This is a genomic window from Streptomyces aculeolatus, from assembly GCF_020400605.1.
In the GTDB taxonomy this organism is placed as follows: domain Bacteria; phylum Actinomycetota; class Actinomycetes; order Streptomycetales; family Streptomycetaceae; genus Streptomyces; species Streptomyces aculeolatus.
On the sequence record NZ_JAINRD010000021.1, the window covers coordinates 161,307 to 182,608 of the forward strand.

At 74.7% G+C, this 21,302-nt stretch carries 16 protein-coding genes; 9 read left to right on the forward strand and 7 right to left on the reverse strand.

Annotated elements, in window-relative coordinates; all coding sequences use genetic code 11:
* Nucleotides 1–32: 32 nt before the first annotated feature.
* The 5 genes from LG396_RS29145 to LG396_RS29165 all read right to left on the reverse strand — a co-directional run bounded on the left by LG396_RS29145 (nt 33) and on the right by LG396_RS29165 (nt 5,981).
* Complete coding sequence (locus tag LG396_RS29145; RefSeq protein ID WP_225797056.1) at nt 33–2,567, reverse strand: glycoside hydrolase family 172 protein; 2,535 nt, start codon at nt 2,565–2,567, stop codon at nt 33–35.
* A 149-nt stretch (nt 2,568–2,716) separates the two neighbouring features.
* The gene (locus tag LG396_RS29150; RefSeq protein ID WP_225797057.1) at nt 2,717–3,628 is read right to left on the reverse strand and encodes an aldo/keto reductase; all 912 of its coding nucleotides are present in this window, start codon (nt 3,626–3,628) and stop codon (nt 2,717–2,719) included.
* 37 nt (nt 3,629–3,665) lie between these two features.
* Complete coding sequence (locus LG396_RS29155; RefSeq protein ID WP_145900132.1) at nt 3,666–4,502, reverse strand: SMP-30/gluconolactonase/LRE family protein; 837 nt, start codon at nt 4,500–4,502, stop codon at nt 3,666–3,668.
* Nucleotides 4,503–4,611: 109 nt separating this feature from the next.
* Nucleotides 4,612–5,391 (reverse strand): IclR family transcriptional regulator, encoded by a 780-nt coding sequence (locus tag LG396_RS29160; RefSeq protein ID WP_225797058.1) that lies wholly within the window; start codon nt 5,389–5,391, stop codon nt 4,612–4,614.
* 101 nt (nt 5,392–5,492) lie between these two features.
* Nucleotides 5,493–5,981, reverse strand: coding sequence for a GNAT family N-acetyltransferase (locus LG396_RS29165; protein ID WP_018840806.1), 489 nt, complete (start codon nt 5,979–5,981; stop codon nt 5,493–5,495).
* A gap of 120 nt (nt 5,982–6,101) precedes the next feature.
* Between LG396_RS29165 and LG396_RS29170 the strand changes: the two genes are divergently transcribed.
* Nucleotides 6,102–8,159, forward strand: coding sequence for a SpoIIE family protein phosphatase (locus LG396_RS29170; protein ID WP_225797059.1), 2,058 nt, complete (start codon nt 6,102–6,104; stop codon nt 8,157–8,159).
* Nucleotides 8,160–8,373: 214 nt separating this feature from the next.
* On the opposite strand, the gene LG396_RS29175 is transcribed toward LG396_RS29170, so the two are convergent.
* On the reverse strand, nt 8,374–8,517 hold the full coding sequence (locus LG396_RS29175; RefSeq protein WP_018840808.1) for a hypothetical protein: 144 nt from the start codon (nt 8,515–8,517) through the stop codon (nt 8,374–8,376).
* Between the two features lie 123 nt (nt 8,518–8,640).
* Between LG396_RS29175 and pgfA the strand changes: the two genes are divergently transcribed.
* From pgfA to LG396_RS29215, 8 genes are all read left to right on the forward strand, one after another.
* Nucleotides 8,641–9,651, forward strand: coding sequence for a cell envelope lipid trafficking protein PgfA (pgfA, locus tag LG396_RS29180; protein WP_225797060.1), 1,011 nt, complete (start codon nt 8,641–8,643; stop codon nt 9,649–9,651).
* A gap of 144 nt (nt 9,652–9,795) precedes the next feature.
* Entirely contained in the window at nt 9,796–11,004 is a 1,209-nt protein-coding gene (locus tag LG396_RS29185) for a glycosyltransferase family 4 protein (protein WP_018840810.1), read from the forward strand.
* 5 nt (nt 11,005–11,009) lie between these two features.
* Nucleotides 11,010–11,735 (forward strand): class I SAM-dependent methyltransferase, encoded by a 726-nt coding sequence (locus tag LG396_RS29190; RefSeq protein ID WP_018840811.1) that lies wholly within the window; start codon nt 11,010–11,012, stop codon nt 11,733–11,735.
* Entirely contained in the window at nt 11,732–16,402 is a 4,671-nt protein-coding gene (locus LG396_RS29195; RefSeq protein WP_225797061.1) for an alpha-(1->3)-arabinofuranosyltransferase domain-containing protein, read from the forward strand. The genes LG396_RS29190 and LG396_RS29195 overlap by 4 nt, the downstream gene beginning before the upstream one ends.
* A gap of 52 nt (nt 16,403–16,454) precedes the next feature.
* Complete coding sequence (locus LG396_RS29200; RefSeq protein ID WP_225797062.1) at nt 16,455–17,834, forward strand: condensation protein; 1,380 nt, start codon at nt 16,455–16,457, stop codon at nt 17,832–17,834.
* The gene (locus LG396_RS29205; protein WP_018840814.1) at nt 17,831–18,622 is read left to right on the forward strand and encodes a class I SAM-dependent methyltransferase; all 792 of its coding nucleotides are present in this window, start codon (nt 17,831–17,833) and stop codon (nt 18,620–18,622) included. Before LG396_RS29200 ends, LG396_RS29205 begins: the two co-directional genes overlap by 4 nt.
* Nucleotides 18,623–18,625: 3 nt before the next feature.
* Complete coding sequence (locus tag LG396_RS29210; RefSeq protein ID WP_225797063.1) at nt 18,626–19,735, forward strand: DMT family transporter; 1,110 nt, start codon at nt 18,626–18,628, stop codon at nt 19,733–19,735.
* Nucleotides 19,732–19,947, forward strand: coding sequence for a Trm112 family protein (locus LG396_RS29215; RefSeq protein ID WP_018840816.1), 216 nt, complete (start codon nt 19,732–19,734; stop codon nt 19,945–19,947). The genes LG396_RS29210 and LG396_RS29215 overlap by 4 nt, the downstream gene beginning before the upstream one ends.
* A gap of 23 nt (nt 19,948–19,970) precedes the next feature.
* On the opposite strand, the gene LG396_RS29220 is transcribed toward LG396_RS29215, so the two are convergent.
* Nucleotides 19,971–21,080 (reverse strand): murein hydrolase activator EnvC family protein, encoded by a 1,110-nt coding sequence (locus LG396_RS29220; protein WP_225797064.1) that lies wholly within the window; start codon nt 21,078–21,080, stop codon nt 19,971–19,973.
* Between the last annotated feature and the right edge of the window lie 222 nt (nt 21,081–21,302).

The following is a 21,302-nucleotide window of genomic DNA, read 5'->3' on the forward strand; positions in this document are numbered from 1 at the left end:
CCTGCGGGGCGGGGTTCCGTGGCGGGGCCGGGTCAGCCGCCCAGGGTGTGGGCCTCGTACGACTCCGCCGACCACGGCGGGGCGTCCGCCGCCGGGGTCAGCGTCACCGTGATCTCGCGTTTGCCCGCCGTCGCACTCGCCGGGATCTGGTACGTGTCGTCCAGCCACCGGCGTTCCGCGTTGCCCAGCGGCTGGAGCCAGTCCGGCAGTTCCTCTCCGTCGACGGTCACCGCCGCGCGCTGGTACGGCTGCGCCTGGTCGCTCGTGCGGCGGAGTTCCACGCCCTCGTTGCCGCGGTCGACGCGCAGGGTGAAGCTGACCGGTGCCGTCGTGGCGCGGGTGTCCGCGGTGAGCTGCCGCGGGTGCTGCGCGTCGCCGTCGAAGACGGAGTCCAGAGAGGTGACGTCGCCGGGGGCGTCCGACGTGTAGGCGTGGGCCTTCTCGCTGCGGGCGTCGCCCACGTCGAGGGTGTCGGTCCGCGTGCCGGCCGGCTTCTTCTCGCCGTACCAGTACGCGGTCGTCGAGTAGTCCGCCTGCTTGTCGTTGACGAAGCCGTGCTCGATGTCGAAGTCGATCGACTGCGTGAACGGCACCGCGTCGTGGATCATCAGCCGGTACGTGCCCGTGCAGTCCCGCTCCGCCGCGCAGCCGGTGGGCGGGCCGAGGTGGGTGGGGTTGCCGTTGAAGGGCTGGGTGTAGGTGCCGCGGTTGAAGTACCAGCCGCTCTGGTAGAAGTCCTCGGTGCCGGTGCCGTGGATCTGCGGGGTGCGGGCGCCGTCGACGTACACGCGCTCGTCGCCCTCCAGGTAGTTGCGGTTCAGCTCGCCGGTCATGGTGTGGGTGACGCCGGTGAACTTGCCGGTGCCGCCCGTGGCCAGGAAGTCCCAGCTCTCCCCCGGCTCCGTCGGCCCGGCGTGGGAGGTGGCGCGGAAGCGGCCCGCGTCGCCGGAGGCGACGGCCTGCGCGTGGGTGCGGGACGCGGCGGTTGTGACCTCGGCGGTGCCCGCCGTGATCGCCGTGCCGGAGCCGTTGTAGAGCTCGACCTCCGCGTTCCGCGCGAACGGCATGGGCCACCACGAGGTGAGTTCGGGCCCGCCCGCGGCCTCGGCGTCGATGCCGTACATCAGGGCCCGTACGGGCGCGGTCGCGTGGCCGGAGCCGAAGAACTCGCCCAGCGGGGCGTCCACCGTGCGCTCGCCGTCGAAGGTCGCGCGCAGCCGCAGGCCCCGCAGGACCTCCTGGGCCGCGGCGAGTTCGGCGCGCTGGTCGTCGTCGAGGGGGTAGTCGTACGTGCGCACGCCCTCCCAGTTCGGCGACGTGATGGTGTAGCCGTGGGCGGTCTCGCTCGCCGCGTCGCCGACGTCCATCGTGTCGGTGCGGCGCGTCTCGCCGCCGACGCGGCTGTCGGCCCAGTAGGTGAACTCGTTGACGTCGAGGTCGGAGGAGACGAAGGCGTTGCGTACGGTGATCTCCGACTTCCCGGCGGTCAGTTCGGCCGGGACCTCGACGCTGTCCTCGGCCCACAGCCCGCCGCCGGCCTGCGGTGTCGGGCCCCAGGTGCCGGCCTCGCGGCCGTCGACGTACACCGTGGCGACCTGGCCCGCGATGATCGGGTCGTAGCGGCGGGTCAGCCGGACGCCCTCGTTCGCGGGGTCGACGGCGACGGTGAACTCGCTGCCGCCGCCCTCGCCGTACGCCCGGCCCTCGTCGGTCTCGCTGCGCGGCTCGACGTACGGGGCCTGCGGGAGCTTCAGGCGCAGCGCGGACAGGAGTCCGGGGCGGGTGGCGCGGGCGAGGGTCTGGGACTCGCCGGGTGCGAGGGAGAGCGCGGTGCGCCGGGTGCGGGCGCCGGGCAGGGCCGGCTTGGGGTCGGCGGTGCCGGCGGCGCGCAGCATGTCGACGACGTCGCGGGCGGGGTCGTCCGGGTCGAAGGTGCTGACGCCTTCGGCGTCGGCGAAGGTGCGGTACGAGACGTGGTGGAAGAGCGGGTTGTGCTCGGTGGTGATCCGCATCGACTCGCGGTACGGCATCGGCACCTCGATGACGACGCCGCCGGACGTCTGGTCGGCGTTGGCGACCAGCGGGCTGACGAAGGGGGCGCCGAGCTTGCCGTCGACCAGGTCCTGGAGCGGCGCGTCGACGACCTTCTCGCCGTCGAGTTCGATGGTGATGCGGCCCGTCCTGGTGACGTCGCCCTCGTCGCGGGTGAACCAGATGGCGCCGATCTCGCCGGCCCCGGCCTGCTCGGCGATGACGCAGCCGGCGGCGGTCGTACGCAGGCAGGAGTACTTGCCGTCGAAGCCGTCGTGCGCGTTGCCGCCGGTGCGGTCGTAGCTGGAGAACTGCTTGGTGTGCACGCCGGCCGGCAGGTCGGAGAGCCGGTCGAGCTGCCGGTACGTGTCCCACCCGACGGGTCCCTTGGCCGACGCCCGGTCCTGCCCCCGGTCCGGCCCGCCGCGCGGCTCGGGTGCCTCGGGCGCGGCCGCCGCCAGGCCCCCGGTCGCCAGCGCCGTCACCACGGCGAGGAGTGCGGCGACGCCGCCGCGTATCCGGCCATGTCTGTCCACGGTGTCTCCCAGGCTTCTCGAAATCGATTTCACGAGAAGCTAGAGGCGACCATGGGCCGGGTCAAGGGGTGCGTGAAGAAGAGGAGTTGTACGCGACGACTGTCAAGCCCCGCGGCAAGCAATCGATTTCACAGGCCGGGCGGCCGGCGTCAGGCCCCGTGCGACAGCCGGTCCAGCCGGTCGAGGTGCGCCTGCTCCAGGCGTACGCCCGCGGCGGCGACGTTCTCCTGAAGGTGGCCGAGCCTCGCGGTGCCCGGGATCGGCAGCACCACCGGGGAGTGCGCCAGCAGCCAGGCCAGGGCGACCTGCACGGGTGTGGCGCCGAGTTCACGGGCCACGGCGCCGATCACCCGGTACGGGGCCTCGGGGGCACCGGCGTCCGCCGCGCCGCCGTTTCCGGCGCCGTCACCGTCCGTGTCCCCGGCCGGCGGCAGCGCGCCCAGCACCGGGCGCCACGGCAGGAACGCGATCCCCGCCGCCGTACACGCCCGGAGCACCGCCTCGTGCTCCCGGTCGCCCACGCTGTACCGGTTCTGCACGCTCGCGACGTCCACCAGTTCCCGCGCCCGCGCCAGCTCCCCGGCGGTCACCTCCGACAGCCCCAGCCGCGCGACCTTCCCCGCCTCCTGCAACTCCCGCAGCGTGCCCAACTGCTCGGCGAGGTCCACCTCCGGGTCGATGCGGTGCAGTTGCAGCAGCTCGATCCGCTCCACCCGCAGCCGCCGCAGGGCGTGGTCGACCTGTTCCCGCAGCACCTCGGGCCGCCCGTCGAGCCCCCACTCCCCCGTCTCCGCGGAGCGCGCGACGCCGACCTTCGTGGTGATCAGAAGCCCCTCCGGGTACGGGTACAGCGCCTCGGCGAGCAGTTCCTCGTTCGCGCCGCCGCCGTACAGGTGCGCCGTGTCGATCAGCGTGACGCCCAGCTCCACCGCCCGCCGCGCCACCGCCACCGACTCCGCCCGCGCGTCCGCCGGCCCGGCCGGCAGCTGCATCGCGCCGAACCCGAGCCGGCCGACCTCCAGGTCCCCGCCGATCCGGAACGTCCCCGCCGAACCCGCCATACCCGCCGAACCTCCCGTCCCCGCCGTCATCCGCGCCTCACCCCGCGAACGGCGCCTGCGGCAGCCCGCGGCCCGCGGCCGGCAGCACCAGCACCGACCCCGCCAGCGGATGCGTGTCCGCCAGCGACGAGGAGGTGATGTACAGGTCGGTCAGCTCCGGCCCGCCGAACGCGCAGGACGTGGGGCGGCGTACGGGCACCTCCACCGTGCGGTCCAGGGTGCCGTCCGGGGCGTAGCGGCGGACGGCGGCGCCGTCCCACAGCGCGACCCACACGTACCCCTCGGCGTCCACGCACAGCCCGTCCGGCGAGCCCGGGGTGTCCTCGACGGCGGCGAACAGGCGCCGGCCCGTGACCCCGGTGCCGTCGGTGTCGAAGACGTCGATCCGGCCCGTGGGGGTGTCGGCGTAGTACATCAGCCGGCCGTCCGGGCTCCAGCCGGTGCCGTTGCTGACGGTGACGTCGTCCAGGACGACCTGCTGCGTGCCGTCGCCGGTGACGCGGGCCAGGGTGCCGCCGCCGGGGGCGGAGTCGTAGCGCATGGTGCCGGCCCACAGGGCGCCGTCGGGGGCGACCACCGCCTCGTTGCCGCGGCGGCCGGCGACGGGCTCGTGGACAAGCCAGCGGAACGCGCCGTCGGTGTCGTAGAGCCCGACGCCGTCGCGCAGGTTGACGACGTAGCCGGCGCCGCCGGCGCGCGGCCTGGCGGATCCGACGTGCTGCTCGGTGGTCTGCACGGTGCGCCGGCCGGTGGCCGGGTCGTACGCGTGGATGCGGGCGCCCAGGATGTCGACCCAGACCAGCCGCCCGGCCGCGGGGTCCCACACGGGCCCCTCACCCAGCTCGGCGCGCGTGCGTACGGCCACGTCCAGCATCGTCACCTGGCTCCTCCCCGGGTGTGCCCCGGCTCTCGTCTCCGGGTACGTCCCCGGCTGCCGTGTCCTGGTACGTCCCGGCCCGCTGCGCGCCGCCTGCGCCCCGGGGTCACGCGCTCCCCGCGCCCCGGTGGCCGAGGCGCCCGGACAGCCGGCCCGCGCCCTTCGCGGCCAGCTCCGCCAGCTCGTCCCTGCGCTCCCCGCTCCACCGGATCATCGGCACCGAGATGCTGAGCGCGGCGACCACCCGGCCCGCGGAGTCGTGCACCGGCGCCGCCACGCAGCTCACGTCGGGGTTGGACTCGCGCTCCTCGACGGCGATGCCGCGCTCACGCACCCCGGCGAGGTGGCGGCGCAACTCGCGTACGGAGGTGTGGCTGCGGTCCGTCATCGCGACCAGCGGCCGGCCCTCGGGCAGCCGCGCGTCGAGGGCCTGCTCAGGCAGCGAGGCGAGGAGCATCTTGCCGACGGCGGTGCAGTGCGCGGGCAGCCGGCGGCCGGTGGCGGAGACCATCCGTACCGCGCGGGTGCTGTCGACCTTCGCGATGTAGATGACGTCCGTGTCCTCCAGGATCGCGATGTGCACGGTCTCGTCGCAGGTCTCGGCGACCTCGCGGGCGACCTCGCGGCCCTCGGCGGCCAGGTCCAGCTGCTCGCCGAAGGTGCTGCCGAGCTGGTACGTGCGCACGCCCAGCCGGTAGCGCCCCGGCTGGCCGGGGACGGTGCCGAGGTAGGAGCGGGCGGCCAGGGTGGTGACCAGCTCGTGCACGGTGGTCCTGGGCAGGCCCAGCTTGCGGGTGATCTCGGGGGCGGAGAGCGTCGTGTCCCGGTCGAGGAACAGCTCTAGGATGTCGAGAGCGCGCGTCACGGCCGGTACGAGTCGCCCCATGCGCGCCCACCCACCCCATCGGAAGTCCGAAATCTCGACCAGTTATCGAAATGACGGACGCAGCGTAACGTCCGTCCTCACGGCGGGCAATGGGGGCCGGTTCAGAGATCGACGTGCATGCAGTGCAGGCCGACCAGGCCCGCCACGGGGTGGCGGAAGGCGCGGGGCTGGGTGCCGGTGATGCGGAAGCCGAGGGACTCGTAGAGCTTCACGGCGTGCACGTTGGTCTCGACGACCGCGTTGAACTCCATGGACAGGAAGCCGCGGGCACGGGCCCAGCGCAGGGAGTCCTCGCACAGCGCGCGGCCGGTGCCGCGCGCGAAGCGGTCCGGGTCGACCATGTAGCTCGCGCTGGCGACGTGGTCGCCGTTGCCCTGCCGGTTGGCGTTCATCTTCGCCGAGCCCACGATCAGGCCCTCGTCGTCGATGGCGACGGTCGTACGGTCCGGGGGCGGCGGCATCCACACGTCGCGGCCCTGCTCGGCGCTCATGTCCAGCGCGTAGGGATAGGTCTCGCCGGCGGCGACGATCCGGTGGAAGAAGGGCCAGATGGCGGGCCAGTCGTCGGCGGTGGCGTCCCTGATCAGCATGGGCCCAGCATGCCGGGCGGGCGGGAGCGGCGCCACCGGTTTCCCGGGCGGGCGGCTGCGCGCGGGGCGTAGAATGGCGACCCACTCGAATATCCGTACAAAAGGTGCGAAAGTAGCGGAATGAGCGACCGGGGAGGCACGGCGGCGTCGGTCCCGGCGGCCGGGGAATGGCCCGCGCCCGCGGCTCTCAGCATGGAGCTGAACCACATGGGCAGCTTCGACTGGGACCTGGAAGGCGGCCAGATGCACCTGGACGAGGCGGCCCTGCGGGTCTTCGACCTGCGGCCGGAGGAGTACGGCGGCGACCCGCAGCAGCTCAACTCGCGGGTCACCAAGGAGGAGAGCGCCCGGCTCGACGCGCTGGTCTCCCAGGCCATCGCGCAGGGCCGGCCCGCCTACAGCGCGTACCTGCGGGTGCAGGTACGGGACGGCTCCTCCCGCCTGGCGCACACCCAGGGCGCCATCCTCCGCGACGTCGACGGCCGGGCGCACCGCATCATCGGCATGGTCCGCGACGCCACGCTGGAGCTGAACTACTCCGCGCAGCAGTTCGCGCTGGACCAGGAGCGGCGCCGGCAGACGGGCGTCGTGCAGCAGACCACGGCGGCGCTGGCGAACGCCACCACCGTGCACGACGTGATCGGCGTGCTCGGCGGCGCGGAGGGGCTGGCCCGCCTGGGCGCGGTGAACATGGTCCTGGGGCTGGTGGACGCGGGGCGGATCCAGATCATCGCCATGGGAGAGGGTGCGGAGTCGCAGATCGCCGACTACGTCCGGGTGGACGACCCCGGGCTGCCGCTGAGCGAGGTCGTGCGCACGGGCCGGCCGCGGCTGGTGCTCTCCCGGGCGGAGTTCGCCGCCGCGTACCCGCGGCTCTACCCGTACGCGGAGTCCCTGGGCATCGACTCCGCCGCGTACCTGCCGCTGATCGCCGAGGGCCGCGTCATCGGGGCGCTCGGGCTGTCCTACCGCGGCAAGAGCGCCTTCTCGCCCGAGGAGCGCAACCTGCTGGTCGCGCTGAGCAGCGGCGTCGGGCAGAGCCTCCAGCGCGCCAAGCTGCACGACCGCGAACACGGCCTCGCCGAGGACCTCCAGCAGGCCATGCTGCCGCGCAGCATCCCCGAGGTGCCGGGCGCCGAGGTCGCCGTGCGCTACCGGGCGGCGCACGAGGGGCAGGGCATCGGCGGCGACTGGTACGACGTGATCACGCTGTCCGGCGACCGGGTCGGCGTCGTCATCGGCGACGTCCAGGGCCACGACACGCAGGCGGCGGCGGTGATGGGGCAACTGCGCATCGTGCTGCGGGCGTACGCGGGCGAGGGGCACGCGCCGGCCACCGTGATGGCCCGGGCCTCGGAGTTCCTGCACGAGCTGGACACCGAGCGCTTCGCCACCTGCACGTACGCGGAGATCGACCTGTCGACGGGCGCGCTGCAACTCGTCCGCGCCGGGCACATCGACCCGCTCGTACGGCACGCCGACGGCGGCTGCCGCGCGCTGTCCGTACCCGGCGGGCTGCCGCTCGGGCTCTCCGCGACGTTCGGCCCGCTGGACTACCCGGTGACAACCCTGGCCCTCGACCCCGGCGACGCGCTGCTGATGTGCACGGACGGCCTGGTGGAGGTCCCCGGCGCCGACCTGGGCGACGGCATGGCGCAGCTCATGGAGCTGGTGAGCACCGGGCCGGGCGACATCGCCGAACTGTCGGACCGGCTGTGCGAGGTGGTCGACGAGCGGCACATCCAGGACGACATGGCGCTGGTGATGCTGCGCCGCACCGCGGGCGACACCGCGCAGCCCGGCAGCCGGCTGCGCCAGTACATCCCGGCCTCCGACCCCGAGGCGCTCTCCGCCGCCCGGCACATGATCCGCAGCGCGGTGCGCTCCTGGGGCGCGGGCGAGCGCGCGGACGAGATCGAGCTGGTCGCCGACGAGCTGATCACCAACGCCCTGCTGCACACCGACGGCCCCGCGGTGGTGACGATCCGGCCGCTCGGCGCGCCCGGGTCCCGGCTGCGCGTCGAGGTGGAGGACCGCTCCAGCGCCCTGCCCCACCGCCGCGAACCGGGCGAAGCGGGCGTCTCGGGCCGCGGGCTGCTGCTCGTGGACATGCTGGCAGACGCCTGGGGCGTGGAGTCGCGCGGCAACGACAAGTGCGTGTGGGCCGAGTTCGGCTGAAAGCCTCCGCGCGCCACCGGCGCACGGCACCGGCGCGTACCGCACGCAGAGCACCGCACCGCGCCACCGGACGGTGACTACTTGTCACCTGGTCGACAAATTTTCGCCATCGATACGACACCGTGTCCTCGGCGTGTCGCGACCCCGCGGGCGCGGACTCCCCGGGCGTGGCAAAGCCCCCGCCGCGGCCTCCGCGACGGGGACGAATACCAGGTCAGCGACCGTCGAAGCTGATGAGCGGGACGTTGGGCTGCTCCGGCGTGGCGTTCAGCGCAGCCACCAGGCCGAGGGCTGCGCCCACGGCGAGAGCGGCGGCGGCGACGCTGGTCACCACGGCGGCTACCAGTCGGTTCTGCATGGACGCTGAGTGTGGGAGCAGCATTGACACCCTGTCAAGCACAGCCTTACGTTACCGACCCGTAGAACTTGCACCGCGGTGACAAAACCAGCGTCCCAAACCAGCCCCTGCCGGGAGTGCAGCATGAGCCGCCGAAAAGCGTCACCCCTGTCCCTCATCCTGCTGGGGTTGGGCGTCTTCCTGCTCGTGCTCGCCCCCATGCTCGCGTTCTACGTCGAGCCGCGGGCCAAGCTCAATCCCGTCGACATCGAATCGACGACCCGCTACGAGGGCACCGGGACCTTCTACGACACCGACGCGCAGAAGGAACGCGACAACCAGGAGCTGACGATCGTCCGGCGGGTGCTGGGGGACGTGGCCGCGAGCGACGACGACACCGCCGTCTGGGACGCCGCCACCGCCATCGACACCCCGCTGACACGGAAGGTCGACGACCCGCGGCGCGCGTTCCAGTTCACCACCGAGCGGTGGGTGATGGACCGCGAGACCAACGCGCCGGAGCACTGCTGCGGCGAGGACACCGGCGTCGACGGCAAGCGGTTCGGCGGCGACGCGTACCTGAAGTTCCCCTTCGACGTCGAGAAGCGCACCTACCGCTGGTGGGACAGCACCGCCCAGGACACCGTGGCGCTGGAGTACGCCGGCGAGAAGGAGATCCAGGGCTACACCGGGCTCGCCTTCACCGGCGAGATCGAGCCCGTCAAGACCGGCACCCGGCAGGTGCCGGGGGTCATGGTCGGGCTGCCCGACAAGGACCAGGTGTTCGCCGACGAGTGGTACGCCAACGAGAAGATCGAGCTGGTCGCCGACGAGCGCACCGGCCGCATCATCTACGCCTCCATCGCGCCGAAGAAGACGCTGCGCCAGCCCGGCGGCGGCACCGACGAGGTCACGCTGCTGCAGAGCGACGGGATCGAGTTCACCGAGGAGACCCAGAAGGAGCAGGTCGACCTCGCCGACGAGGACAGCAGCAGGCTGAAGCTGGTCGGCGAGACCCTGCCGGTCGTCGCCCTCGTGGCCGGATTCGTACTCGCCGGCGCCGGCGCCGTGCTGCTGGCCCGCGGCGGCCGGCCGGACGAGCCGGACCGCGACCGGGAGCCGGACGGCGTGCCGCCCCAGCCGGTCGCGGCCTGATGCCCCCCACCCCCCACCCACGTGGCGGGGACGCCGGTTCCCCCGGCCGGCGTCCCCGTCGCCCCCGTCCCCCCGACCGCCATGCCGCACCCCACGAACGGCCCTGAACCACCCGCCCGCACCCTGAGACGAGTTGGAGCGCCGATGCCCCAGCACGTACCCCCGTCCCTGGACGCGGACGCGCTCCGGCGTACGCACCCGCACCCGGCCGGCAGCGCCGGCATGCCCGCGAGCCGGGGCGCGGAAGGCCGCGACGCCGAAGGCCACGCGGCCCGGCGGATCACCTTCCTCGCCCGGCGCGACCTCGGCAACCCGGCAGCCGGCGGCTCGGAACTGCTCGTGGACCGGCTCGCCGGCGGCCTGACCGACCACGGCCACCAGGTGACGCTGGTGTGCGGGGGCCCGGCCGCGTACCGCGACTACCGCGTCGTCTCCGCGGGCGGGGACGCCGGGCACTTCCTGCGCGCGCGCCGCGCGCTGTCCCGCCACGTCGGCGGCACCGACCTGCTGGTCGAGGTCTGCAACGGCATGCCGTACCTGGCGCCGCTGTGGCACAGCGGCCCGTCGCTCTGCCTGGTCAACCACGTGCACACCGAGCTGTGGGCGATGCGTTACCCCGGGCCGCTGGCCCGGCTCGGCCGCCGTCTCGAACACTGGGCGCTGGCCGGCGCGCACCGCGGCAACCTCCTGGTCGCCGTCTCCTCGTCCACCGCCGCCGCGCTGCGCAACATCGGCGTCGACCCCAAGCGGATACGGGTCGTCCACAACGGCGTCGAGGACCCGGGCCCGCTGCCGCCGAAGTCGCCGGAGCCGCTGTTCCTGGCGATGGGCCGGCTGGTGGAGTACAAGCGCATCGACCTGCTGCTGCGGCTGTGGGAGCGGGTGCGCCCGGTCACCGGCGGCCGGCTGGTCATCGTCGGCACCGGCCCCGAGCGCGGCCGGCTCGAAGCGATGGCGGGGCCCGGCGTGACGTTCACCGGCCACGTCTCCGAGGGCGAGAAGCACCGCCTCCTCGCCTCCTCGTGGCTGCTGCTGCACCCCTCGCTCGTCGAGGGCTGGGGCCTGGTGGTGACCGAGGCGGCGGTGCGCGGCACCCCCGCGATCGGCTTCGACATCCCCGGCCTGCGCGACTCCATCCGCGACGGCGACACCGGCATGCTGGCCCGCGGCGAGAGCGCGTTCGCCGCGCACTGGTGCTCGCTGGCGCTGAGCGAGGAGCGGCGCGCCGCCCTCGGCACCGCGGCCCGCGCCCGCGCCACCCGGCTGAGCTGGGAGGCGACGGTACGCGACTTCCGCACCGTCGCCGACGAGGCGCTCGCGCGCGCCGGACGGCACGAGAAGCGGGGGGGATGACAGCAGTGCGGGACCCCTCCATACGGCGGTCGGTCGCCCTCTTCCGCGCCTTCATGAAGGAGCAGGACGACCCCGCCCGCGCCTACAGCCTGCTGGCGCGGGACGCGGCGGACCAGGTCGAGCGGATCACCCCGCTCAAGGACCGGCTCGTCGTCGACGTCGGCGGCGGCGGGGGCTGGTTCACGGAGGAGTTCCGCAGCCGCGGCGCCGAGGCGTACCTCTTCGACTGCGACGCGGGCGAGATGGCGGCCGGCTCGGACGTGACCACGGGTGCCGTGGTCGCCGACGGCTACCTGCTGCCGCTCGCCGACGGCGTCGCCGACGTCGCGTTCTCCTCCAACGTGCTGGAGCACGTGGCCGACCCCGAGACCTTCCTCAGCGAGCTGATCCGGGTCACCAAGCCCGGCGGCCTGCTGTACGTGGCGTTCACCAACTGGCTCTCCCCCTGGGGCGGCCACGAGCAGGCGCCCTGGCACTACCTGGGCGCGGACCGGGCGCGCCGCCGCTACACGCGGCGCGCCGGACGCGACCCCAAGCACACCCTGGGCGAGAACCTCTTCCCCATCCACATAGGCCCCACGCTCAAGGCGGTACGGGCCCGGGACGACGTCGAGGTCGTCGCGGCCCGCTCCCGCTACTGGCCCTTCCTCGCCGAGGCCGTCGTCCGTGTCCCCGGCGTACGCGAGTTCGCCACCTGGAACCTTCTTCTCATACTCCGGCGGTGCCCATGACCTCCACGCTCCCAGCCCAGCCGGCCACGCCCGGCCGGCCCTACTCACCGCCGCCCCCGACAGGGCCGGCAGGGGGGCGGCCGCCCGGGAGCCGGCGCAACTGGCGCTGGCCGCTCGGCTTCTGGGCGCTCGCCTTCGTCGCCTGGCTCATCCCCTCCGCGGGCAAGACGACGTTCGAGACGAAGCTCGGCGTGGCGGTCGACCCGTGGAAGTTCGCCGGCGACCTGGGCGAGCTGTGGCACGACCAGAACGGCTTCGGCGGCATCCACGACCAGTACTTCGGCTACGCCTTCCCGATGCTGCCGTACTACCTGCTGACGGACCTGCTCCAGATCCCGACGTGGCTGGCGGAGCGGCTGTGGCTGTCGCTCGTGGTCACCGCCGCGTTCTGGGGCGCGCTGAAGCTGGCCGACCGGCTGGGCTTCGGCACCTCGGGGACCCGGGTGCTGGGCGCCGCCGCGTACGCGCTGTGGCCCGTGTTCACCATCATCGTCGGCTCCACCTCCGCCGGTGCGCTGCCCGGCGCGGTGCTGCCGTGGGTGCTGCTGCCGCTCCTCGACGAGCGGCTGACCCCGCGGGTCGCCGCCGCCCGCTCGGCGCTGATCATCCCGTTCATGGGCGGCGTCAACGCCGCGTCCACGCTGGCGGCGCTGCTGCCCGCGCTGCTGTACGTGTGCACCCGCACCGGGCAGCGTCGCACGAAGCTGCTGGCGTGGTGGCTGCCCGGGGTGCTGCTGGCGTGCCTGTGGTGGATCGTGCCGCTGCTGCTCCTCGGCGTCTACGGCGAGAACTTCCTGCCGTTCATCGAGACCGCGCACAACACCACGACGACCATGTCGGCGACCGAGGTGCTGCGCGGCACCGGCAACTGGGTCGCGTACCTGAACTTCGGCGAGGAGTGGCTGCCCGGCGGCTGGACGGCCGCCACCGGCTGGCTGCCGATCATCTCCTCCGCGCTCGCCGCCGGCCTGGGCCTCGCGGGCCTGGCCCGCCGCGACCTGCCGGAGCGGCGCTGGCTGGTGCTGACCGCGATGACCGTCGCGCTGGTCACCATGGCCGGCTACGGCGGCGCGCTGGGCGCCCCGTTCTCCGGCAGCGTGCAGGACGCGCTGGACAGCTGGCTGAGCCCGTTCCGCAACATCTACAAGTTCCAGCCCGGCCTGGCCCTCGCGCTCGCGCTCGGCCTCGCGCACTTCGTCGCGGTCGCCGCCGAGCGCCGCGGCACCCGGGCAACGCCGCGGCGCAGCACATGGGTGCCCGCGGTCGCCTCCCTCGTGGTGCTGCCGGGCCTGCTGCTGCCGTACGCCAACGGCGACGTGCTCCAGCCGGGCGCGTTCGACAAGCTGCCCAAGCACTGGGAGCAGACGGCGGACTGGCTGGAGGAGTACTCCCCCGACAGCCGGGCGCTGGTGGTGCCGGCGACCGCGCACGGCACGTACGAGTGGGGCAAGCCGATCGACCAGCCGCTGGACGTGCTCGCCGAGTCCCGGTGGGCGCAGCGCGACTACGTGCCGTTCGGCACGGCGGGTTCGCGGCGCGCGATGGACGCCGTCGACCAGGCGCTGATGACCGGCGGCGAGGTGCCGGGGCTGCAGGCGTTCCTGGCCCGCGCCGGCCTGCACTACGTCGTCGTGCGCAACGACCTCGACCCCGACCAGGTCGGCTACGTCCCGCCGACCACCGTGAAGCAGACGCTGACGTCCTCCGGCTACGAGAAGGTCGCCGAGTTCGGCCCGGAGCTGACCGGCGGGCGCATCCCCGAGGGCACGCCGCTGCAGATCGAGGGCCTGTTCTCGCGCCAGCGGGCGGTGGAGATCTTCCAGCCGGCGAACGGCGAGGACCTGCGCCCCGGCCCGGCCGGCGCGCTCAACGCCGCCGACACCGCCGTCCTCAGCGGCGGCCCGGAGTCGCTGCTCCAGCTGTCCGCCGACGAGGGCTGGCAGGGCCGCCCCGCGGTGCTCGCCGGCGACGCCCACCCGGGCGTCGAGGAGCCGGCCGTCAAGGTGCAGGCGGACGGGCTGCGCCGGGCGGACACCCGGTTCGGCGTGGTCAACAACAACACCTCGTACACCTACACCGAGGACGAGAAGAACCCGTCCGAGAGCCTCCAGGACCCCGGTGACGAGCCGCGGATGATCGTGCCGGAGAAGGGTGCGGAGCACCAGACGACGGCCGTCCTCGACGGCGCCGCCTCGGTGACCGCGTCGACCAGCGGCAACTGGATGTTCCACCTGCCGCAGTTCGACCCCGTCAACGCCTTCGACGGCGTGGCGCAGACCGGCTGGGCCGAGGGCAACCCGGACACCTCCGAGGGCGAGTGGCTCCAGATCGACTTCACCGAGCCCACGAACCTGGAGGGCACGCTCGACCTGACGCCGCTGCCCGGCGCCGGCATCCGCCCCGAGCCCGTCGAGGTCGAGGTGGAGACCGCGCGCGGCAGCGAGGTCAGCACGCTGCAGGCCGGTGGCCGTACGCAGACCGTCAAGTCCCCCGAGGGGCAGGCGGAGTGGCTGCGGATCACCATCCGCAAGACCGAGGGCACCCGCACCGGCTTCGCCGGCGCCGGCTTCGCCGAGGTCGAGATCCCCGGCGTCTCGCCGGTCAGCCGGCAGCTCCAGCTGCCCGCCGACGCCAAGCAGGTCGCCGCGGACGCGGAGCAGGTCTCCCTGCACCGCGGCAGTGACCTCGGCGGCCTCAACCCGGCCGCGGCGGAGACGGGTCTGCAGCGGCGCTTCGAGTCCGGTGCGGGCGAGTACACCGTCACCGGCAAGGCGCTGCCCGTACAGGGGCAGGACCTCGACGCGCTGCTGGACGACCTCGGCGCGGCGGACGACGACCGGATCAGGGCCACGGCTGGCTCGACGCTGCCGCTGAGCCCCCAGCTGAGCCCGCGCAACCTGGTCGACAAGGACCTGACCACGGCCTGGATCGCGGGCGAGGACCAGTCTCTCTCGCTGAGCTGGCCGGAGGAGACGGAGATCAGCGAGTTCGTGCTCGCGCCCGCCGGCGGGCTGTCGGCCCGGCCGACGGAGGTCGAGGTGACCACCCCGACCGGGGCGCAGACCGTGGGCGTGGACGCCAACGGCTGGGTGCGGATCCCGCCGGTGACGACCGACCGCCTCGACATCAAGGTCACCGAGGCCGAGGCGCTGTCGGTGCACAACCCGTTCGCGGACCGCGACGTGCAGCTGCCCGTGGGCCTCACCGAGGTCTACGTCCCGGCGCTCGGCGAGGACGCGGAGAAGGACCTGCGCACCGAACCGGTCGACAAGGACGAGCCGTTCGAGCTGGAGTGCGGCCGCGGCCCGATGGTGTCCGTGGACGGGCAGCTGCTCAACACCCGCGCCGAGGGCACGCTGGGCGACCTCGTCGACCGCCGGCCGGTGGACATCGAGCTGTGCCCGGACGACGGCGAGAAGGCGGGTCCCGTACAGCTGGAGGCCGGCCGGCACGCGGTCGCCGCCGGCGACGGCGAGGCGCTGGCCGTCACCGACCTGACGCTGACCCGCGGCGAGCCCGCGGCGGCGGCGGAGGGCCGCGAGGTGGAGGCCACCGACTGGGCGGGCGACGAGCGTTCCGTGACCGTCGGCGAGGGCGAGGACGCGTACCTCACCACGTACGAGAACTTCAACGACGGCTGGAAGGCCACGCTGGACGGCGAGGAGCTGGAGTCGGTGCGGCTCGACGGCTGGCAGCAGGGCTTCCTGGTGCCGGCGGACGCCAGCGGCGAGGTGAAGCTGGAGTACAAGCCGGCCGCCTGGTACGACGCCGGGATCTTCGCCGGTGTCGCCGCCGTCCTGGCGCTGCTGGGCCTGGCGTTCGTCCGCGCCGGGCGGCGCGAGGCGGTCGCCGCGGAGCCGGCGCCGCCGGCGCCGGGCTGGGTGCTGGGCGCGCTGGTGCTCACCGCCGTGGTCGCCGTGGTGGCCGGTCCTTACGCGCTGATCGTGCCGGCGCTCGCGCTGCTGGCGCGGACCCGGGCCGGGCTGCTCGCGCCGCTGGCGCTGGTGGCGATGGCCGGCGCGGGTGTTGCGGCGCTGACCGGCGCGGGCGAGGCTGTCCGCATGGACGAGGGGGCCTTCAGCGGAGTGGCGCAGGCGCTCGCGGTGCTGGCCCTGGCCGCGGCGCTGGTCACCGCGGAGCGGCCGGAGCCGGCCGGGGAGGAGACCGGGTACGGCCCGGGCACCGACCCGGAGGCGGAGACGGCCTCGTTCCCGGCGTACGGTGCGGGGATCGCGGGTGCGGGTGCGGGTGCGGCCGGTGCCGCGGGCGGTCCGCCGCCCGGGCCCGGCGGGCCGCCCGGACGCACCGCCGTCGCGGCGGAGCCCGCCGCGGCGCCGCAGCCGGAGCCCGACCGGCCGACACAGCGCTTCTGGCGCCGCAGGTCGGCGGGCACGGCGGCCGCGGAGTCCGCCGCCGAGCAGACGCCGCCGCTGGGCACCGAGCGCGCCGCCGCGGGCGACTCCGCGACGCCGCCGCTGGGCACCGCCCAGGACGAGCCGCGCGACGCCTTCGTCCCCAAGCCTCCGATCCCGCTCAGCGGTACGGCGGAGGAGGGGGCCGGGGACGCGGACGGCGTCCAGGACACCCCGCCCGCGGACGCACCCCCCGCGGACACCCCGCCGGACGACGGCACGCCCGCCGACCGGCGGGAGGAGAACGGCAAGTGAACACCGGTGGGCGCCCCGCACCCGGGGCGCCCACCGCGAAGGAGAGGCGTAGATGACGGTGACGCAGCCCGCCCGGCCCGCCCCGGCGGCGCCGGGACGGGTCCCGTTCCCCACGGTGGACGAGGTCTCGCTGCACTGCACGGATCCGCTGGAGCCGGAGACCGTGCACATCGAGCTCCACTTCCCCGGGCGGTTCGAGCCCGAGCGGCTGCGCACCGCGCTCGCCGAGGCCGCGCGCCGGCACCCGCGGTTCCAGCAGCGCAAGGCCGGCAGCCGCTGGTGGCACCGCCGTTACCAGTGGCAGGTCACCGCGGAGGCCGACGTCGACCCGGTGTCGTTCCTGGCCGCGGGGCCCGGCGTGCTGGAGGCCGCGCGCGAGCGCACCATGACCGACTGCCCGCCGCTGGACGCCGCGCCGCCGGTCCGTATCGAGGCCGTCGAGACCGAGGACGGCGGCACGGTGCTGATGACCACCGTCAACCACACCGCCATGGACGGCCCTTCGTGCCTGCGGGTGCTGGCCACCGCCGCGGAGGCGTACGCGGGCGGCGGACCGCAGGCCCCGCCCGCCGGCGGTACGGGCTCCGGCGGTACGCGGCCGAAGGCCGCCCCCGCGGCGCCCCCGTCCCCGCCGCCCGCCGCGGGCCGCTCAGGGCCCACCCGCCCCGCGCGCATCGCCGGCGACACCTCCGCCCCCGGCACGGGCAACGGCCTCCTCCTCCTCGACCTGCCCGCCCCCCGCCGCACCTCCTACGGCGCCACCGTCAACGACCAGCTCCTCGTCGCCACCTGCCTGACGGCCGCCCGCTGGAACCGGGCGCACGGCGCCCGCACCGCCCCGGTCCGCCTGACCATGCCCGTCGACAACCGCGCGCGGGAGTCCGCCGGGATGCTGATCGGCAACGGCACCCGGCTGACCGAGGTCGGCTTCGACCCCGGGGAGCGCACCGACGCGGAGGCGCTGACCGGCGGCGAGTCGCCGGACCGGGCGGCCGTGGAGCGGCTGCTGCGCGCCACCATGGCCCGTACGCACGCGCTGAAGTCCGAACCCAGCCGCCCGCTGGGCCTGTACGGCGCGCTCCTCACCGCGCCGGTGCTGCCCGTCGGCGTACGCGGCGTGCTGGCCCGTACGCTGCGCAGCACCGCCGCGCCGCTGATGTCGACCACCCTGCTGTCCAACCTCGGCCGCATCGTCTACCCGCTGGACTTCGGCCCCGCCGGCCGCCCGAGCGCGGTGTGGGTCTCCGCCCCCTCCCGCATGCCGCGCGGCCTGGCGATCACCGCCGCGTCCACCGCCGGCCGGCTGCACCTGGCCATCCGCTACTCCCGCGCCCTCCTCGACCACGCCGCCGCCGTGCGCATCGGCGAACTGATGCAGCAGGGCCTCGCGGCCTGCGTGGAGGACACCGGAGCCGCGGGGGACCCGGCGTGAGCCGGACCGACGCTCCCGCCTCGCTGCGGGAGTTCTACGAGAACCCGGCCGTGCCCGTCGCCTCCGGCGACGCCCGCAGCCGGCGGCAGGCGCGGATGCTCGCGGACGCCCTGGGCCCGTTCCGTACCGGCGAGGCGCCCGCGGTCGTCGTGGACGTCGGGTGCGGCGACGGCTCCGCCGCCGCGGTGGCCGCCGGGGTGCTCGACGGCCGCCGCCCGGGCGGGCAGCGGATCGTCGCCGTCGACTGGTCGCACGACGCGCTGCGCCGCGCCCGGTCGCGGACCCGCGACGCCTCCCCCGGCACGCCGGTCCACGTCGTACGCGGCGGGCTGCCGGACGGCGCCGCGCAGCCCGCGGGGCTGCCGCTGGCCGACGGCAGCGCGGACGCCGTCCTGTTCAGCGAGGTCGTCGAGCACCTGGTCGACCCGGACGCCGCGCTGGACGAACTGCGCCGCGTGCTGCGGCCCGGCGGCCATCTGCTGCTCTCCACCCCCAACCTCGCGGCCTGGTACAACCGCGCGCTGCTGCTGGCCGGTGTGCAGCCGGTGTTCTCCGAGGTGAGCCTGCGCGGCATCCACGGCCGGCCCGGCAGCCAGGTCGTCGGCCACCTCCGGCTGTACACGGCCCGTGCACTGAGGGGTTTCCTCGCCGCCTCCGGCTTTACCGTGGAGAAGGTGGCCGGCGCGCCGTACCACGACGTGCCCCGGCCGCTGCGGCCGTTCGACCGCGCCCTGTGCCGGGCACCGTCGCTGGCCTCGATCCTGCTCGTCCACGCCAGGCGGGAGTAGCCGATGTGGTGGGGGGTTGCCGCGGCGCTGCTGGCGAACGTCTTCATCAGCTGCGGATTCGTGCTGGAGAAGCGGGCGCTGTCCGCGCTGCCGGAACTGAGCGTGAAGCGCCCGGCCCGGATGGTGCGCGTGCTGGTGTCCAGCCCGTTGTGGCTGGCGGGCTGCCTCAGCCTGGGGCTCGGCTTCGCCGCCCAGCTGGTCTGCTACCGCACGCTGCCGCTGGCCGCCGCGCAGGGGATCCTCGTCTCCGGCCTGGTGCTGCTGGTCCTGCTGTCGTCGCGGTTCCTCGGCGAGCGGCTGAGCGCACGCGAGATGGCGGGGGTGGCGGCGATCCTGCTGTCGCTGGGGATGATCGTGGTGTCCCTGGACAAGGAGGCCGACACGGTCAGCACGTCGGCGCCGGCGGGGCGGTTCCTGCTCGTCGCGCTGCCGTCGCTGGCCGCGGGGCTGTGGCTGTACCTGGCGGCGGAGCTGCGCGCGAAGCGGCGGCACCGGATCCCGACGACGGGCATCGCGTACGGGGTCGGGGTGGGCTTCCTCTACGGGGTCAGCTCGCTGACGATCAAGGGCGTCTCGGGTCTGGTGGACGGCTCGGACGTGCTCGGCACCGCGGGCGACCTGCTCACCTCGCCGTACCCGTACACGCTGCTCTTCACCGGCGCGGCGGGGCTGGTGATGTCGCAGGCGGCGCTCCAGCGCTGCCGGGCGTCGCTCATCGTGCCGGTGTGCACGACGGCCAACTGCCTGCACGCCGTCGCCGCGGGCACGTTCGTCTTCGGCGAGCCGCTGCCGGACGACGCGCCGCGGCTGCTGCTGCGGCTGGGCGGGATCGCGCTGGCGGTCTCGGTGCTGCTGACGCTGCCGCGGCACGACGAGCCGGGGCCGGCGGAGCCGCCGCTGCCGGAGCCGGCGGACGACGGGACGCCCGAGCCCGTACGCGACGGGAGGCCGGCGGCCGTACGCGCCGAACGGCCCGGTCCCGTACGCGGCGAAGACCCCCGCTCCGTGCCGGAGCCCGATCCGCCCGACCCGCCCGGCCCGCCGGAGCGGCAATCCGCCGCCCTGCCGCCCGCCCCCGTACCGACCCCCCACCGTGGAGGACCCGTCCCGTGAACCCCGACGACCCGCTGCTGAGAATCCTCGTCTGCCCGCTCGACAAGGGCCCGCTGACCCTGCTGGACTCCGGCGACGCGCTGTACAACCCGCGGCTGCGGCGCCGCTACCCGGTGCGCGACGGCATCCCGCAGTTGCTGCCGGCCTCCGGCGAGGCGGTCTCCGACGAGGAGCACGAGCGGATCACCGGCGGCCTCCAGCCCCAGCCGTAGGCCCCGCTCCGCCACGGGCGGCTCTACTCCGCGGGCGCGTCGCGGAGGCGGACACCCTTGTGCCGCAGCCACGGCTCCGGGTCGATCCCGGAGCCGAACTGCGGCGTCACCCGCACCTCGAAGTGCAGGTGCGGACCGGTGGAGTTGCCGGTGGTGCCGGCCAGGCCCAGCGGCTGGCCGGGGAAGACCCGCTCGCCGGGTTTCGCGCGGACCTCGGACAGGTGGGCGTAGAAGGTGTAGTACCCGTTGTCGTGCCGGACGGTGACGGAGTTGCCGAAGGCACCGTCGCAGCCGATCCGGTACACCGCGCCGTAGCCGACGCTGCCCACCGGCCTGCCCTCGTCGACGGCGAAGTCCAGGCCCGTGTGCCGGGAGGACCACATGCCGCCGGCCTGGTCGAAGCGCGAGGAGAGGGTGTAACGGCCCACCGGCGCGGTCCATTTGCGGCCGGCGAGCGCCTTGCCGTCCGTGCTCGGCGTCACGGCCCGGGAGCGCTCGGCGCGCGGGCAGCCGGAGCTGCGCGAGCGGGCGGTCCGCGCGCTCTCCAGCTTCTCCAGCCGCCCCTGGGCGCGCTCCAGCTTGCTCTCGATGAGCCGCTTCACCCGTGCCTGCGTGCGCAGTTCGGCGTGCAGGTCGGCGAGCGCGACGGCCTTGCGCTCCCGTTCGTCCGCGAGCCGCCGCTCGGCCTGCTCGGCACGGTGGTAGAGGCCGGCGGCGGCCTGTTCGCCCTTGTCGAGCAGGAAGACCTTGTCGAGCAGGTCCTCGGGGGTCCGGGAGAAGAGCAGCTGGGCGGTGGGGCCGAGGCCGCCGGACTGGTACTCGCGGGCGGCGAGCTGCCCGATCCGGCCGCGCAGCTCGACGAGCCCGCGGTGCTTGGCGCGTACGGCGCGCTGCAGCTCGGCGATCTTCACCCGCTGCGCGGCGGACGCCCGCCGGGCGGCCTCGTAGCGCTCGGTGGCCGCGGCGGCGTCGCGGAAGAGCCGGTCGACGGTGCCGCGCACGGCCCGTGCCCCGGCCTTGCCGTCGGTGCCCGGGTCGGGGCGGGCGGCGGCGTGCGGGGCGACGCCGGCCGGGACGGCGAGGGCGACGCACAGGGCCGCGGCCGCTCCTGTTTGTGTGATAATTCGTCGCATCGGTCGAAATTACTGCGTTGTCGCGCGCCGTTGCGCGGGAAACGCGGGAGCGCCGGTGTATATCGCCCGTCCGGCCGAGCCGCGCCGCCCGCACGCTCCCCCGGCCGTGGTACGCCGCACCCCGCCGGCCGGCGCGCCGGCGGGCGGGGTGCGGGTCAGGATGAAGCCGTCGTGCGGACCTACTTCACCGAGCCGGCCGTCAGGCCCGAGACGACGTGCCGC